The 13922-nt window shown below is 34.8% G+C and carries 12 protein-coding genes and 1 tRNA gene; 6 read left to right on the forward strand and 7 right to left on the reverse strand.

Features of this window, described 5'->3' with window-relative positions:
* Positions 1–188: 188 nt before the first annotated feature.
* Positions 189–262 (reverse strand) — tRNA-Arg (locus BUA03_RS09950).
* 93 nt (positions 263–355) lie between these two features.
* Between BUA03_RS09950 and BUA03_RS09955 the strand changes: the two genes are divergently transcribed.
* On the forward strand, positions 356–868 hold the full coding sequence (locus BUA03_RS09955) for an adenine phosphoribosyltransferase (protein ID WP_066077276.1): 513 nt from the start codon (positions 356–358) through the stop codon (positions 866–868).
* Here the strand turns inward: BUA03_RS09955 and BUA03_RS09960 are convergent.
* From BUA03_RS09960 to BUA03_RS09975, 4 genes are all read right to left on the reverse strand, one after another.
* Positions 865–1005 carry an SsrA-binding protein gene (locus BUA03_RS09960; protein WP_066077278.1) on the reverse strand — a complete coding sequence of 47 codons (141 nt, stop codon included), beginning with the start codon at positions 1003–1005 and terminating at the stop codon, positions 865–867. The genes BUA03_RS09955 and BUA03_RS09960 overlap by 4 nt on opposite strands.
* A 66-nt stretch (positions 1006–1071) precedes the next feature.
* Positions 1072–3144, reverse strand: coding sequence for a M56 family metallopeptidase (locus BUA03_RS09965; protein ID WP_066077281.1), 2073 nt, complete (start codon positions 3142–3144; stop codon positions 1072–1074).
* A 39-nt stretch (positions 3145–3183) separates the two neighbouring features.
* Positions 3184–3549, reverse strand: coding sequence for a BlaI/MecI/CopY family transcriptional regulator (locus BUA03_RS09970; protein WP_066077639.1), 366 nt, complete (start codon positions 3547–3549; stop codon positions 3184–3186).
* Between the two features lie 284 nt (positions 3550–3833).
* Positions 3834–5051: an MDR family MFS transporter gene (locus BUA03_RS09975; protein WP_066077284.1), complete on the reverse strand. Its 1218-nt coding sequence runs from the start codon at positions 5049–5051 to the stop codon at positions 3834–3836.
* A 197-nt stretch (positions 5052–5248) separates the two neighbouring features.
* On the opposite strand from BUA03_RS09975, the gene BUA03_RS09980 reads away from it, so the two are divergent.
* The 5 genes from BUA03_RS09980 to BUA03_RS10000 all read left to right on the forward strand — a co-directional run bounded on the left by BUA03_RS09980 (position 5249) and on the right by BUA03_RS10000 (position 9198).
* Positions 5249–5860, forward strand: coding sequence for a DUF1684 domain-containing protein (locus tag BUA03_RS09980; protein WP_066077286.1), 612 nt, complete (start codon positions 5249–5251; stop codon positions 5858–5860).
* Positions 5860–6513: a TatD family hydrolase gene (locus tag BUA03_RS09985; RefSeq protein ID WP_066077288.1), complete on the forward strand. Its 654-nt coding sequence runs from the start codon at positions 5860–5862 to the stop codon at positions 6511–6513. Before BUA03_RS09980 ends, BUA03_RS09985 begins: the two co-directional genes overlap by 1 nt.
* A gap of 103 nt (positions 6514–6616) precedes the next feature.
* On the forward strand, positions 6617–7330 hold the full coding sequence (locus BUA03_RS09990; RefSeq protein WP_066077291.1) for a tRNA threonylcarbamoyladenosine dehydratase: 714 nt from the start codon (positions 6617–6619) through the stop codon (positions 7328–7330).
* Positions 7331–7625: 295 nt separating this feature from the next.
* Positions 7626–8300, forward strand: coding sequence for an HAD family hydrolase (locus BUA03_RS09995; protein ID WP_066077294.1), 675 nt, complete (start codon positions 7626–7628; stop codon positions 8298–8300).
* Positions 8301–8352: 52 nt separating this feature from the next.
* The gene (locus BUA03_RS10000; RefSeq protein ID WP_066077297.1) at positions 8353–9198 is read left to right on the forward strand and encodes a DUF2911 domain-containing protein; all 846 of its coding nucleotides are present in this window, start codon (positions 8353–8355) and stop codon (positions 9196–9198) included.
* 305 nt (positions 9199–9503) lie between these two features.
* Here the strand turns inward: BUA03_RS10000 and BUA03_RS10005 are convergent, their stop codons facing one another.
* Both BUA03_RS10005 and BUA03_RS10010 read right to left on the reverse strand, forming a co-directional pair.
* Positions 9504–11228: a sodium:solute symporter family protein gene (locus tag BUA03_RS10005; protein ID WP_066077299.1), complete on the reverse strand. Its 1725-nt coding sequence runs from the start codon at positions 11226–11228 to the stop codon at positions 9504–9506.
* Positions 11229–11350: 122 nt separating this feature from the next.
* Positions 11351–13882: a PIG-L family deacetylase gene (locus BUA03_RS10010; protein WP_066077301.1), complete on the reverse strand. Its 2532-nt coding sequence runs from the start codon at positions 13880–13882 to the stop codon at positions 11351–11353.
* Between the last annotated feature and the right edge of the window lie 40 nt (positions 13883–13922).

Consider the following 13922-nt stretch of genomic DNA (forward strand, 5'->3'; position numbering starts at 1 on the left):
ATTAGAAAACCGAATAAACAGGAGTGGTTCTGGCCGTAAATTTGTAAAATATAGAAAGGTAATTACCGTTAGACCGTTTCAGTGCATAGAAATGGATTTAAAGATGGTTTGGATTCCTAGTGTGGGTAAATTTTAGGCTACTTTTGACTGCAAAACATAAAAAAACCCCAACATCTGTTGGGGTTTTGTGACCTTGACTGGATTCAAACCAGTAACCTCTTGAGCCGTAATCAAGTGCGCTATTCAGTTGCGCCACAAGGCCTTTTGCTAATCGTTATAATAACCTGATTGCGGGTGCAAATATAGGGATAAATGTGTAATTTGCAACTGTAAAATTGTAAAAAAATAAAAAAAAATGTCATTAGAAAAGTATATCCGTGATATTCAGGGTTTTCCTAAGGAAGGGATTTTGTTTAAAGACATCACTCCCTTGTTAATTGACACTGTTGCAAGGAAAAAATGTCTTGAAATATTGGTTTTATCGCTGAAAGATAAAAAAATTGATAAGGTAATAGGGGTGGAGAGTCGCGGTTTTTTCTTCGGAATGCTGCTCGCTCAAGAATTAAATGTAGGTTTTATTCCAGTTCGAAAACCACACAAGCTGCCGTATGAAACTATTTCAGCAACGTATGATTTAGAATACGGAACCGATACGTTAGAAATTCATACTGATGCGATTCAAAAAGGAGACCGAGTCCTGATTCACGATGATGTTTTGGCAACTGGAGGTACAGCAAAAGCAGTTTGCGAATTGGTAGAACGGTTGGGTGGCGAAATCGTGCAATGCAATTTTCTAATGGAATTAACTTTCTTAAATGGAAGGGCAAAAATTAAAGGGAACGAGATTTTTGCGGCAATAACGTATTAATTTAACGCACGTGCAGTGACGAAATATCTAAATCCAATAATGGCCATTTGCCATTTTGATGCTTTAGCCAAATCCAAGCGTTGTTTGGTAAAGCTGGGTAAGATCATTTTGTTGATTTGCGCTAGAATTTTGTACATACTTTTTTTTCAAAGATATAAAAAAAGACGGTCTTGTTACAGACCGTCTTTTTTGGGGATTACTATCTATTTCTCTTTCATTTTGGCGTGGTAGTCTTCGAGTTGCTTTTCATAGATTTTCATGTTTTTTTCAAAAAGTTCCATTTTAGCAGTAAAAGGTTTGATTTGTTGATCAAATTCAGCCATTTTCTGATCAAAAGCCTCTATTTGAGGGGCCATCGCCTCCATTTTTTTATTGAAATCTTCCATTCTTTCGTTAAAGCTTGCCCATGCTTTTTTATCACCGTTTATTGGCGAACCTTTTGGTGCTATTGGCGCCTTTGGAAAATTAAGTGCTTTGGGTGCTTTGAAGTTAAAAGTCGGAGGTGTTGGTGGCGTTGGTGGTTCTTGCATATTGCCTTTACTTGCAACATAGCTTTTAGTAACGATGCGGATTGAATTTTTATTTGAATTAGCCTCTTTTTTTACATCCACGCTACTGATGCGATCCGGACTCATACTTTCAGCTTCAAGTGGAGATACCCGTTTCCCATCAATATAAACTTCGGTATCCTCTGGAATTCCATTTTTCTCTCTTGTTACAATTTTGACAGTAGTAGTGCTTTTCGTTTTTTGCTGTCCATTTAAGTAGGATGGATCTGTTTTTTCTAATTCTAATTGGGTAGCGTTTCTATTTTGACCAAATACCATCACTTTGCTCTCATTTGGTATTTCGCTTAGTTTATCATTAATCCATACACGGCTTTCTGGACTAAGACTATTTTTATTAGTTTTAATAGTTATAGTAGATTGATCATTATTTTTACTAACATCCATTGTTTTAATATCATTTGGATCTAATTTATCTAAATCTTTTTGACTTGCTTTTACCCCATTGATAAAAATTTCTTTGGTTGTAGACAAAGGTGCGTTAGGAGAAATTAAAACACTTTTTTTATTCAATTGAATATCATCTTCAGCAAAATCTATGGTAAGGATCCCGTTTTCATTTTTAGAAATTATGATTCTAAATGTATTGATAGCTTCAGTTCCTTTGATTGCCATTTCCTGATTCTTTTCCTCTCCTTTTTGTAAATTAACTTTAATAGCGATTAACTCATTTTTTGAGTTTCTTTCTAAACTAGAAAAAATAGCCTTTATTCCATAATTCTTGTTTAAAGCAGTAGTTTTTTCTTTAAGTTCTTCATCTGTAGTATTTTTATTTATTTTGTACACATCCACTGAATTTTCAATTGCTGTGGAAGATTCGATTACCTTTCCTTTCGAACTTTTTTCCTGTGCAATAGTTTCTATTTGGAAGAATAATACAAAAGCAACTAATGCAGGAAGTACGAGTGCATATTTCCAAGAATTCCTTTTGCTAGATTGATTTTTGTTTAACATAACGATTCGTTTTTTGATTAATGATTGATAAAAATGATTGGTAATGGCAACACAATTTTCGTGTGTTGTTATTTTTAAAAGTGTGCGTTGATACGCTTTTTTGTCGGATATTTTTTTTGTTGCTTCGCTATCAGCAATGAATTCTAAGTTTTGTAGAATTGCTTTTTTGTACATCCAAATGAATGGGTTGAACCAAAAAATAACGCAAAAAATTCTGGAAATCAACACATCTACGGTATGATTTTGTTCGCTATGTACCTTTTCATGTTCTAAAATATTCTGTAATTCAGAACTGCTGTATAAGGAAGAATTGTAAACGATAGTATTGAAGTACGAAAATGGAGCTAGGTTTTCTGAGGTATCTATAAATTTAAAATCAGCCTGACGTTCTATTGTTTTTCCTTTAAAAATCTTTCGCAGGCTATAAAAATCAAACCCAAATTTGGTCAACAAACCTAATGTGATTATGCAGTAAGTCAAAGCCAACCCTAAATAAATATACTCCTTGGTGTGATCTTCTTCAGACACGGTTCTTATCGGTAAGGAAGACCAATCATAATCTACAGGTGTAGGTTCTACCCAGATTATTTGGGTGAAAACTACTAATGGGAAAACAGTAGCAGTTAGTAATCCTGCTAAAAGGAACCAACGATTTGCAGTAAAAAAAGTTTCTTTGCGCAACAGAAAATGATACGCTATAAAAAACAAAAAAAGTAAACCGCAGGATTTAATTAGGTAGATTGCTACTGATTCCATAAATAATTATTTAAAAAAATGGTACTTATAAACATACAACTATTTTGCTTCTTGATTTTCAATCATGGCTAAAATCTCTCGTAATTCCGCAGCCGAAATTTTCTCTTCTTTTGCAAAATGCGATACCATATTTTTATAGGAACTATTGAAGTAATTATCGATTGCCGTGTGCATAAAGCGTTTTCTATAGTCCTCTAAACTCACGATTGGATAGTATTGGTGGGTGTTTCCAAAAGCATTATGGGATACAAAACCTTTTTCTTCCAGATGCCGCACAATAGTCGAAAGCGTGTTGTAATGCGGTTGCTCTTCCGTAATTTCTGCCAATACTTCTTTTACAAATGCTTTTTTAAGCTTCCATAAAATGTGCATGATTTCCTCTTCTTTGTTGGTCAGTTTTTGCATGATTTTTTTTATTTGAATCAAACATACAACTATATTTTTAGTTTGCAAACTACTTTTATAGTTATTTAACTAATTTTTTAGTTTTGGATACCATTTTACTATATTTCAGCAAACCTAGTTTTTTATATAAGCGTGTCCGCGTGAGGGATAGCAATGGAAATCCTTTTTACGGCGGTAGCTGGAAAAAGATTGAAATGTATAGCCCGACTCCATTTATAAAAGGGGCTAAGTAACCTACTTGTTGCTTAGCCCCTTTTTTAAATGGGGTCACGCCCAAAAAATAATTATTTGTGTTCTTCTTTAACTAATCGTTGCAGCCAGATACAACCCGCAACCGAAAGTATTCCTAATGTTCCCATGACAAACCAGTTGGTTTGATAGCCAAATGTGGCAATGATTTCCAGTCCAGTCTTTGAACTAGCAATGTGTGCTAAGCTGAAACTCATCGTAAACAAAGCCATATAGCGACCTTCATGGCCTTTTGGTGCCCGACTTAAAGCAAAAGAATTGGAAAAAGGGAAGATGAACATTTCGCCAAAAGTGATAAAAATAATACTTACAATTAGTATTCCTGCCCACATATTGATCATTAAGACATAAAAACTGAGGGACATCAGAAAGGAACCCCAAAGAATAATTTTAAGTGTATCAATGCCTTTTCTTTGGCTAAAACTGACAATTGGCATTTCCAGAAAGAAAATTAACAATCCATTTAAGGACAGTAAAAGTCCGCTTTGAAACTCTGTTAATCCAAATTTTTCATTATGATACAAAGGTAAAGTGGTGAAAAGTTGAAAGAAAAGCATGGCCGTTATAAAACAAATAAACAGGAAAATCCAGAATATCTTATCTTTGAAAACAGATGCTGGAATTTCGGTTTCGCTATTTGCAGCGTTTAAATCAGCTGGTTTTTTGCGTTCTTTTACCAGTAAAGTGAAAATTAAAATGGATACGATACAGGAGCTTCCGTCGACCCAAAATAAGCCACTATACCCTAAATTCATAATAATCAATCCGCCCAAAGCAGGTCCTGCGGTAAAACCTAAATTTACTGCTAATCTTACTAAAGTCAATGCTCTGGTGCGATTTTCAGGTTTAGCATACGTCGCCAGAGAAACAAACATGGCGGGACGAAACATGTCAGCAACGGTCATTATAACAAACATTCCAATACACAATCCCCAGAAAGTCCGAATGTATTGTACCAAAAACAGTAAAATTCCGCTGGTGAATAAACTGAAAACCATGATTTTATAAAAACCTATTTTGTCCGATAATTTACCGCCCAGCCACGAACCCAACATGGATCCAAAACCAAAAGCAACCATGATCCATCCTACTTGCGCATAGGAAAAACTCAAATCCTCCTTTAAATACTTGGATAAAAAGGGCAATACCATTGTACCCGCGCGATTGATAAAGGTGATTAGCGTTAGAATCCAAATTTCTCTGGTAAAGCCTTTGAAGTTATTGATGTAGCGGTGCAAGGCAGTTTTAAGCATAAGGTAAATTTCTATGCTGCAAATTTACAATGTTTTTTAGGAGCTTTATCCAGCTATTCGCTACAATCTTCTATTTTTTTAAAGAAAAAAAATAGAAGGATTTTCACTGCTATCTGGGCTAGGAATCAGAATCCAGCACTCATTTATTCCACATATTAACTTTGTCGCTACGTAACTTTAAACTATTTTTGCATAAAATGATACAAATAAAAATTCTTCTGCTTTTTATGCTTTTGGTACAAGCAAATATAGCGTTTGGCCAAGAAAAATTTGACGCTTCGGCGGTTGCTGAATTTCAAAAGGAATTAAATGCAGAGTATGCCGATGCTAAAACTAGTCCTTTGATGGCAAACGATTTAGCCGCATTCAAAAGCCTAGATTTTTATCCCGCAAATGAAATGTTTTTTGTAGTCGCACAATTTAGGAGAACAGAAGAGGAGAAGCCTTTTAAAATGGAAACATCAACGGATAGAAAACCTTTGTATGTAAAATATGGGGAGATTTCTTTTGCAATTCAAGGAATAAATTTAAAATTGAATGTATACAAGAATATGGAACTTTCAAAAAAAGCGGAATACAAAGACTATTTATTTTTACCATTTTCTGATTTGACTTGTGGAAAGGAAAGTTACATTGGAGGGAAATATATTGATTTGAAAATCCCAAAAGGCGAAACTATAAGCATTGACTTCAACAAAGCCTACAATCCCTATTGCGCGTACAATTCCAAGTATTCCTGCCCAAAAGTACCTTTAGAAAATGATTTGGGCATCGAAATCAAAGCGGGAGTTAAAAAATTCCACGACTAATGCATTTCTTTAATTTACATACTCATAAAGCAACTAATCAAGCCAATATTTTGGAATTAGTCAATCAATATCCACAGGAGTTTGATGCAACCATTCCGTTTTATTCTATTGGGATTCATCCTTGGTTTATAGTCGAGGAACGATTAGAATCTGATTTGGCACTACTAAAACGTAAAGCGCAACAACGCAATTGTCTCGCTATTGGTGAGTGTGGGCTGGACAAACGCATTGAAATTCCATTAACATTGCAGCAGTTCGTGTTTGAAAAGCAGTTGCTCTTGGCACAAAAATACAGTAAACCAGTTGTGATTCATTGCGTCGCTGCTTTTCAGGAATTAATCGCTATCAAGAAAAAAATGAATATTTCAGTACCACTGTTGATTCATGGATTTTCAAAAAACGAACAAGTAGCCAAGCAACTGATAGAAAATGGTTTTTATATTTCGTTTGGGAAATATTTATTATTGAATCCTGAATTAGAAACAGTTTTTAAAACCATACCAAACAATCGAATTTTCTTGGAAACAGACACCGTCGAAGCAGGAATAGAAGCTGTTTATGAATTGGCAGCAAAATACAAAGGAATTTCAGTGCAGGAATTGCAGGAAGTAGTTCATCGTAATTTTTTGGAAGTATTCAAGATTGAACTATAATAGATTTAAGAATGATGAGTAACAATTTTTGATTTCAGATTTTTCTGGAACAATTAATAAAAAAAGTGATTTAAGAAGTTTTATAACTTAAAAAAAAATAATAATGGCAGAATGGACAGAAAGAGCCGAACTTTTATTCAAAAAAGAAGGTTTAGATAATTTAAAAAAGGCAAATGTGCTGGTTGTAGGATTGGGTGGTGTAGGCTCTTTTGCAGCTGAATTTTTGGCACGAGCAGGAGTGGGAACGATGACTATTGTAGATGGTGACGTAGTTGATATTACCAATATTAACCGACAATTACCCGCTTTGCATTCTACGATCGGACAACCTAAAATTACGGTTGTTGGTGATCGATTGATGGATATTAATCCAGAACTGAAATTGACCCGCGTACAAGAATTCCTTTCGCCAGAGCGTGCTTTCGAAATTGTTTCAGAAGAATTTGATTATGTTTTAGATTGCATTGACAGTGTAACTCCAAAATTGAATTTAATCATTGGCGCTAAGCGAAAAAGAGTGAAAATCATAAGCAGTATGGGTGCTGGTGGTAAAATGGAAGCTTCCAAAGTGAAAGTAACGGACATTAGCAACACCGTGAATTGCTTTTTTGCCAAAACAATCCGAAGACGATTGAAAGAAGTGAAAATTGATAAATTGAAAGTCGTTTTCTCCTCTGAAATTCAAGATGAAGCAAGTCTTAAAATGACTGATGGATCTAATTTTAAAAAATCATTTTATGGAACAAACAGCTACATGCCCGGATTATTTGGTTTGTATGCTGCCGAAACTGTGATTCGGTATTTATTGAAAAAGTAGCATCAGATTTCTGTTAGCGGTTATAGGTTATAGGTTATCTGTTATCTGTTTTCTGTTATCTGTTATCTGTTATCGGTTATCTGTTATTGGTTATCTGTTTTCTGTTATTGGTTATCTGTTATTGGTTATCTGTTATTGGTTATCAGTTATCAGTTATCTGTTATTTGTTATCGGTTATCTGTTATGAGTTTATGCAATTTAAAATGGTGTGATCTTCGACTGTTACGTAAGTGAGTATTGGCTAAAAGCCTTTTAATTAAATAGCTACTATCTATAAATATAATTCAAAAAAAAAATGATAAAAACCGTAATTTTCGATATGGATGGTGTCATCGTTGATACAGAACCCGTACACCGTTATGCTTACTTCAAGCAATTTGAAGAATTAAATATTACTGTTACAAAGGAAATGTACACCTCTTTTACTGGGTTTTCAACTCGAAATACCTTTCAGAAATTGAAGGAAATTTTCGTAATTGAGCAAGACGTAGAAGATTTGATCCAAAGAAAACGAACTATTTTTAATGATGCTTTTGACAGTAAAGCCGATTTAGAATTACTAGAAGGTGTTGAAAATCTGATAAAAGAATTACATCAAAACGGAATGCAATTGATCTTGGCGTCTTCGGCTTCCAAAGGTACTATCGAACGCGTTTTTAGTCGGTTTAAGCTGCATGATTATTTTACACATTTAGTTAGCGGTGAGGATTTTCCTAAATCTAAACCACATCCTGCAATTTTTCTGCATGCTGCCAGTTTATCTATTGCTCAAAAGGAGAGCTGCATCGTTATTGAGGACAGCACCAATGGAATAAAAGCGGCAAAAGCAGCGGGAATCTTTTGTGTTGGTTACAACAGTATTCATTCAGAAGCGCAAAATTTAGCAGAAGCCGATGTCGTAATTAATCATTTCAATGAATTAAGCTTCAATACGGTACAGAATATTCATGCTAAATTAAGAAATAATTAACAATTAGAAATAACTGAATTTGTAAATTTGAATATAATAAAAAACGACTACTATGAAAAAAATACTTATTGTGTTTGCTATTATAATAGCAAATTTCACCATTGAGGCACAAGTTAAAACACCTCAATCCAGTCCAAAAGCGACAATTATGCAAGCCGTTGGTCTGACTGATGTCGAAATTGTTTATTCAAGACCAAGTGCAAGAGGAAGAGCAGTATTTGGTAATTTGATTCCATTTGAAAAAGTATGGAGATCGGGAGCCAATGAAAATACAACAATATCCTTTAGTGATGACGTAGTGATTAGCGGTAAAACATTGAAAAAAGGAAAATATTCTTTATACACTGTCCCGAAAATTGAAAGTTGGGATATAATTTTCTATAAAACCACGGATAACTGGGGTAATCCAGAAGAATGGAAAGAAGAAAATGTAGCCCTTAGAGCCACCGTTAAACCAGAAACTTTAAACAAAAGTGTCGAAACCTTTACGATTGGAATTAGTGGTTTGGACAATAATTTTGCCTTTTTAGAAATGTACTGGGAAAACTCGTATGCAGCGGTGAAATTTGAAGTGCCTACGCAACAAAAAGCAATTGCGAACATCGAAAAAGTATTAGCTGGACCGGCTGCTGGAGATTATTTTTCTGCTGCTCAGTTCTTGTTTCAATCCAATGGCGACAACGCAAAAGCATTGGTTTATGTAAACAAAGCATTGGATATGTCTAAAGACAAACCGTTTTGGTTTAACAGATTGAAATCATTAATTCAAGCAAAATTAGGTGATAAAAAAGGAGCAATCGAAACCGCTAAAGCATCACTTGCCGCAGCTGAAAGTGCTAAAAACCAAGATTATGTAAAGATGAATAAAGATAGCATTGCAGAGTGGAATAAAAACTAATGCACTGAATTATAATGCAAAATCCCGTCTCGGTAATTATCGAGACGGGATTTTTTTTTAAACTTCCGAACGGCGCATGTTCGTTATATTTTGGTTATGAATTTAAATAATTGCAGTCTTGCATGGTATCCGAAACCTGACAGGAAAATCACATTTAATTTGAAATCAACAAATTATACATAAATACAAGCCAATCAAAAATAACCGCAGATGCATATCTTTTATTTTAATACGCTGATAATCTGCGGTTTATTAATAACAGGTCTTAATTATTGGTTTTCCAAGAAAAACACTACTACTTTTCTTTACGCTAAAATTGCTTTCTGTTTCCTGAAAATCGTCCACTGCAACAGCAACGAAATTACAATAGTCAGCATCGCTCCAATGAAATTAAGCCATAAATAACCCAGTTTTTCTTCGCCACTTGGATAAATATAAATAGCATAATAGTAAATGATAAAAATAGTAATTTGACTTACGACTGCACTGTAAAAAATAGCTTTGGATTGTACTTGTTTTATATAGAAACCAACCAAGAAAATTCCCAATACTGTTCCGTAAAATATGGATCCAATAATGTTGACCAGTTGAATTAAATTTTCAAAAAGTGTTCCAATACACGCAAAAAGGATCGCAATAATACCCCATAATAACGTAAAAAATTTAGTAGCATAGAGGTAATGCCTTTCTGATTTTTCTTCTTTTAAATTTCGTTTGTAAATATCAATCGCCGTGGTCGATGCCAATGCATTCAATCCAGAAGCAGTAGATGACATCGCTGCTGAAATAATTACTGCTAATAATAAACCAATAAGTCCTTTGGGTAAATAATTAAGGATAAAGTGAAAAAACACATAATCTTTATCGTTTGTCTCACTGTTGCTATCCGCTTTCAGAATGATGTCTTTAGCTCGGTCTCTTAAATCTTTTTCTTTATTAGACAAAGCCACTAATTCCTTCCGAAGAATTGGATTGTCATAATCTTGGTTCAGTTGATCAATATACAATAGGTTAATCACTTTCTTATCTTCAGATAAATCGTCTAATTTATTCTCCAAAGCATTGTATTCGCCTTTGTATGCTGATTTTTCAATCATGGCTTTATTGTTTGGATTAAAATTCAACGGGACAGGGTTAAATTGGAAAAAAACAAAAACCATAACTCCGGTCAGTAAAATGAAGAACTGCATCGGTACTTTTAAAAGACCATTCATGATCAGTCCCATTTGACTTTCTCGAACGGATCTTCCTGATAAATAACGTCCAACCTGAGATTGATCCGTTCCAAAATAAGCCAATGCTAAGAAGAAACCTCCTGTTATTCCGCTCCAAAAAGTATATTTTTCTTCTGGGTCAAAAGAAAAATTGACAATGTTCATTTTATCATTTGCACCAGCAATATGCAACGCACTGGTAAAAGTCATATCATTAGGCAAATAATGTAATATGAGAAAAAAGGTGATGAACATACCCGACATAATAACAAACATTTGCTGTTTTTGAGTCACGTTTACCGCTTTTGTTCCTCCAGAAAAGGTATAGATGATAACCAGCACACCAATAACAATATTCATGTAGGTAAGATTCCAACCTAATATTGCTGACAAAATAATCGCGGGTGCATAAATAGTTAATCCCGTTCCTAGCCCTCTTTGGAACAAGAAAAGGATGGCCGCTAGGGAGCGCGTTTTTAAATCAAATCTTTTTTCTAAGTATTCATAAGCCGTATATACTTTATATTTATGGTACAAAGGAATAAACGTAACGCAAATCACCACCATCGCAATAGGCAGTCCAAAGTAGAATTGTACAAAACCCATTCCGTCGTGGTAGGCTTGTCCTGGTGTGGACAGAAAAGTAATCGCACTGGCTTGTGTAGCCATTACAGAAAGACCCACAACATGCCAAGGGGTTTCATTATTACCTAAAATAAAATCTTCTACATTTTTACTTCCTTTGGTCTTCCAAGCACCATAAATTACGATAAATAATAGAGTAAAAATGAGTATAACCCAATCAAATAGTTGCATAATTTAAGAGTATAATTTCATAATAAGACAAAAGATCAAAATATAAATGGCATTGGCTACGAGTACCCAGGTGTAGTTTTTCTTCCAGGTTTTTATTTTTTTTGTTTCCATTTTATTTCGGATTAGGGCTTGATTTTTTGAGTAGCAATGGTTTGTGAACTTTTCAGGGAAATAAGATTTGAAATTAATTTATAAGCTCCAGTAACTCCCTCAGGTAATTCTCTAAAAAAACTTAAACCAGTATAAATATAGTACCCTTTTCCGTAAGGAGCAATTAGCAAAGCTCCATTTTTTGGACTTTCACCTTTATCGTTTGAAGATAGAATAGGAATAAAGGCTTTATCGTACTCACTTGGGTAATACAACCCTTGCTCTTGTTTCCATCCCTCAAAATCCTTAGAAGTAATTTTGTTTGGAACATTCAAAACAGGATGGTTTGGTGCTAAAAACCGAACTTCAGCATTTTGTTCAGTTACACGGTCGCGGGATAGTTTCAATGGATACGGTGCTATGTTTCCAGTTATAAGATCTCCAGCCGTGTTGTATTGGACGAGCATCGTTTTTCCTGCCTTGACGAAGTCAAAAAGTATCGTTTGTTTATTCGCTAGTGCCGCTAACGTATTGTAAGCACGAACTCCTGTCATTACCACATCAAAATTTTCTAATTTTTCAGGTGTAATTTCTTCGGGTGTAATTAAAGTGACCGTGTAGCCTAGCTGGGTCAGGCTGCCTGGAACTTCATCTCCAGCACCCATAATGTAACCAATTCGCTCGTTATTTGTCTTTAAATCCGTTTTAATGAGTTTAGCTTCCGCTGGTTTCAAAACTTGTTGTTTTGTAATGTGATCGTAATTAATTATCACTTGTTCTTTGTCAAATCGTTTGTTGCCAATTAGGGCAATACTTTTGGCTACAGCCTCCTCAGACTTATTTGGCGCCGTTACTTCAAAATAAACAATTTGCTCCGTCCCTTTTTTATCGATACTAAAAGGAATAGTTTTCGGGCTTACATTCCAGTTTTGAGGAAGTTCCAATTGTAGATTTCCTTTTACACCCTCTTTTCCGGCTTTGATTTTTACGCCTACGTATTTAATTTTAGTGTCTTTAAAAAGTAATACTTTATCTAAAATAGAAGTCGTCACGTCAGGAACAATATCTAGATAATTATAAACTTCGCCTTTTACATCATCGTTGTATTTATAAATTACGGTGCGCTCAAAGGGGATCTCTATTCCACTGAATTGCAGCGTAAATAATACTTTAACGTCCCGAATAATATCAGGAATCCCTATGTTTTGCTGTTGATTTACCGCATACATACCATCGGTTCCCTTTTCTTCTAACCAATAAGGCTGTGTGTAGTTTATGGATTCGGGCAAGTGTAAATCTAGAGATAGGTTGTTTAGGATATTATTTTTTAAGTCTAAATTTTTAGTTGTTTTGACCTGTTCTGGTAAAGTGGTGATACTAACTAATTCAATAGATACAGCGCTTCTGTTAATAGCTTCGATTTTCAGTTTTACGGTGCTTCCCGGAGTACCTTCTTGATTTTGGGCAACAGCTTCAAGATATAAACCGGAACAGGCCGCTATGATTTCTTTTACTTCGAATAATTTTATGGGTGTCCACTGATTTTCGTCCAAATCTTTGATCATAGAATAGGCTTTCGCCAAATTTGGAATACTAGCCGATGGATTATTATGGTCAAATTCAGCTATAATTGCACTCATTAGTACGCCGATTGCTTTTCCTCCTTTTATACGGTTCCAAGTGGTATCAATTCCTTCAAAAAGAGTTTTCTTTTCTTTTAGGGCTTCTCCGTTTATGAATTCCAGATATTCTGTTTCTTCCCCTCTAACACCAGTGCTTCCAAAGCCTTGCGATTGATGGCGACTGCGACTTAAAGCTGCTATTTCCTGATTAGACTTTCCAAGATCAGAATAATAAACACCAGTTTGCATTGCAATAAAGTTGCTTTTATCAGCAGCATCAAATTTTTCGATAGTTCCATAAAACCACCAGGAGGTATTGAAAAATTGGCGTTTGGCTTGCCAAGGTTGGACAAATTTTAATTGTTCAGGAAAAATAGTTGGATCATTGGTTAAATCAAAACTCTCCACGCTTAACATGGCAGAGGCTGTGTGGTGTCCGTGCGTAGTTCCAGGAGATCTATGATCAAATCGATTAACAATTACATCCGGTTGAAATTTTCTTATGGCCCAAACTACATCAGCAAGTACTTTTTCTTTATCCCAAATTTCTAATGTTTCGGTTGGATTTTTGGAAAACCCAAAATCATTGGCACGCGAAAAAAACTGTTCTCCACCATCAATTTTTCGGGCTTCAATTAGTTCTTGCGTTCGTATCACTCCCAGTAATTCTCTTAATTGTGTACCTATTAGATTTTGTCCTCCATCCCCACGCGTCAAGGATAAGTACCCAGTTCTGGCCTTTTGCTCATTAGACAAATAAGAGATTAGACGGGTGTTTTCATCATCTGGGTGAGCAGCTATGTACAATACAGAACCTAAGAAATTCAGTTTTAGAATTTGATTATAAATTGCAACAGCATTGGGTTTTTTTGGATTTTGGGCAATGGTTATTAGACAACAAAAAAGGAATACTGTAATAGCTAAAAGGTGTTTTTTTTGCATTTTTTTTAATTTAATTTGCAATAGCTTCAAATGTAGGAAT

This window comes from Flavobacterium fryxellicola (assembly GCF_900143245.1).
Lineage (GTDB): Bacteria > Bacteroidota > Bacteroidia > Flavobacteriales > Flavobacteriaceae > Flavobacterium > Flavobacterium fryxellicola.

What these genes read in the sequence shown, in the direction of transcription:
- BUA03_RS09960 (WP_066077278.1), bottom strand. Translation starts at nt 1,005, where the DNA reads ATGTACAAAATTCTAGCGCAAATCAACAAAATGATCTTACCCAGCTTT.
- BUA03_RS10010 (WP_066077301.1), bottom strand. Translation starts at nt 13,882, where the DNA reads ATGCAAAAAAAACACCTTTTAGCTATTACAGTATTCCTTTTTTGTTGT.
- BUA03_RS09985 (WP_066077288.1), top strand. Translation starts at nt 5,860, where the DNA reads ATGCATTTCTTTAATTTACATACTCATAAAGCAACTAATCAAGCCAAT.
- BUA03_RS09990 (WP_066077291.1), top strand. Translation starts at nt 6,617, where the DNA reads ATGGCAGAATGGACAGAAAGAGCCGAACTTTTATTCAAAAAAGAAGGT.
- BUA03_RS09970 (WP_066077639.1), bottom strand. Translation starts at nt 3,549, where the DNA reads ATGCAAAAACTGACCAACAAAGAAGAGGAAATCATGCACATTTTATGG.
- BUA03_RS10000 (WP_066077297.1), top strand. Translation starts at nt 8,353, where the DNA reads ATGAAAAAAATACTTATTGTGTTTGCTATTATAATAGCAAATTTCACC.
- BUA03_RS09980 (WP_066077286.1), top strand. Translation starts at nt 5,249, where the DNA reads ATGATACAAATAAAAATTCTTCTGCTTTTTATGCTTTTGGTACAAGCA.
- BUA03_RS09995 (WP_066077294.1), top strand. Translation starts at nt 7,626, where the DNA reads ATGATAAAAACCGTAATTTTCGATATGGATGGTGTCATCGTTGATACA.
- BUA03_RS09955 (WP_066077276.1), top strand. Translation starts at nt 356, where the DNA reads ATGTCATTAGAAAAGTATATCCGTGATATTCAGGGTTTTCCTAAGGAA.
- BUA03_RS09975 (WP_066077284.1), bottom strand. Translation starts at nt 5,051, where the DNA reads ATGCTTAAAACTGCCTTGCACCGCTACATCAATAACTTCAAAGGCTTT.
- BUA03_RS10005 (WP_066077299.1), bottom strand. Translation starts at nt 11,228, where the DNA reads ATGCAACTATTTGATTGGGTTATACTCATTTTTACTCTATTATTTATC.
- BUA03_RS09965 (WP_066077281.1), bottom strand. Translation starts at nt 3,144, where the DNA reads ATGGAATCAGTAGCAATCTACCTAATTAAATCCTGCGGTTTACTTTTT.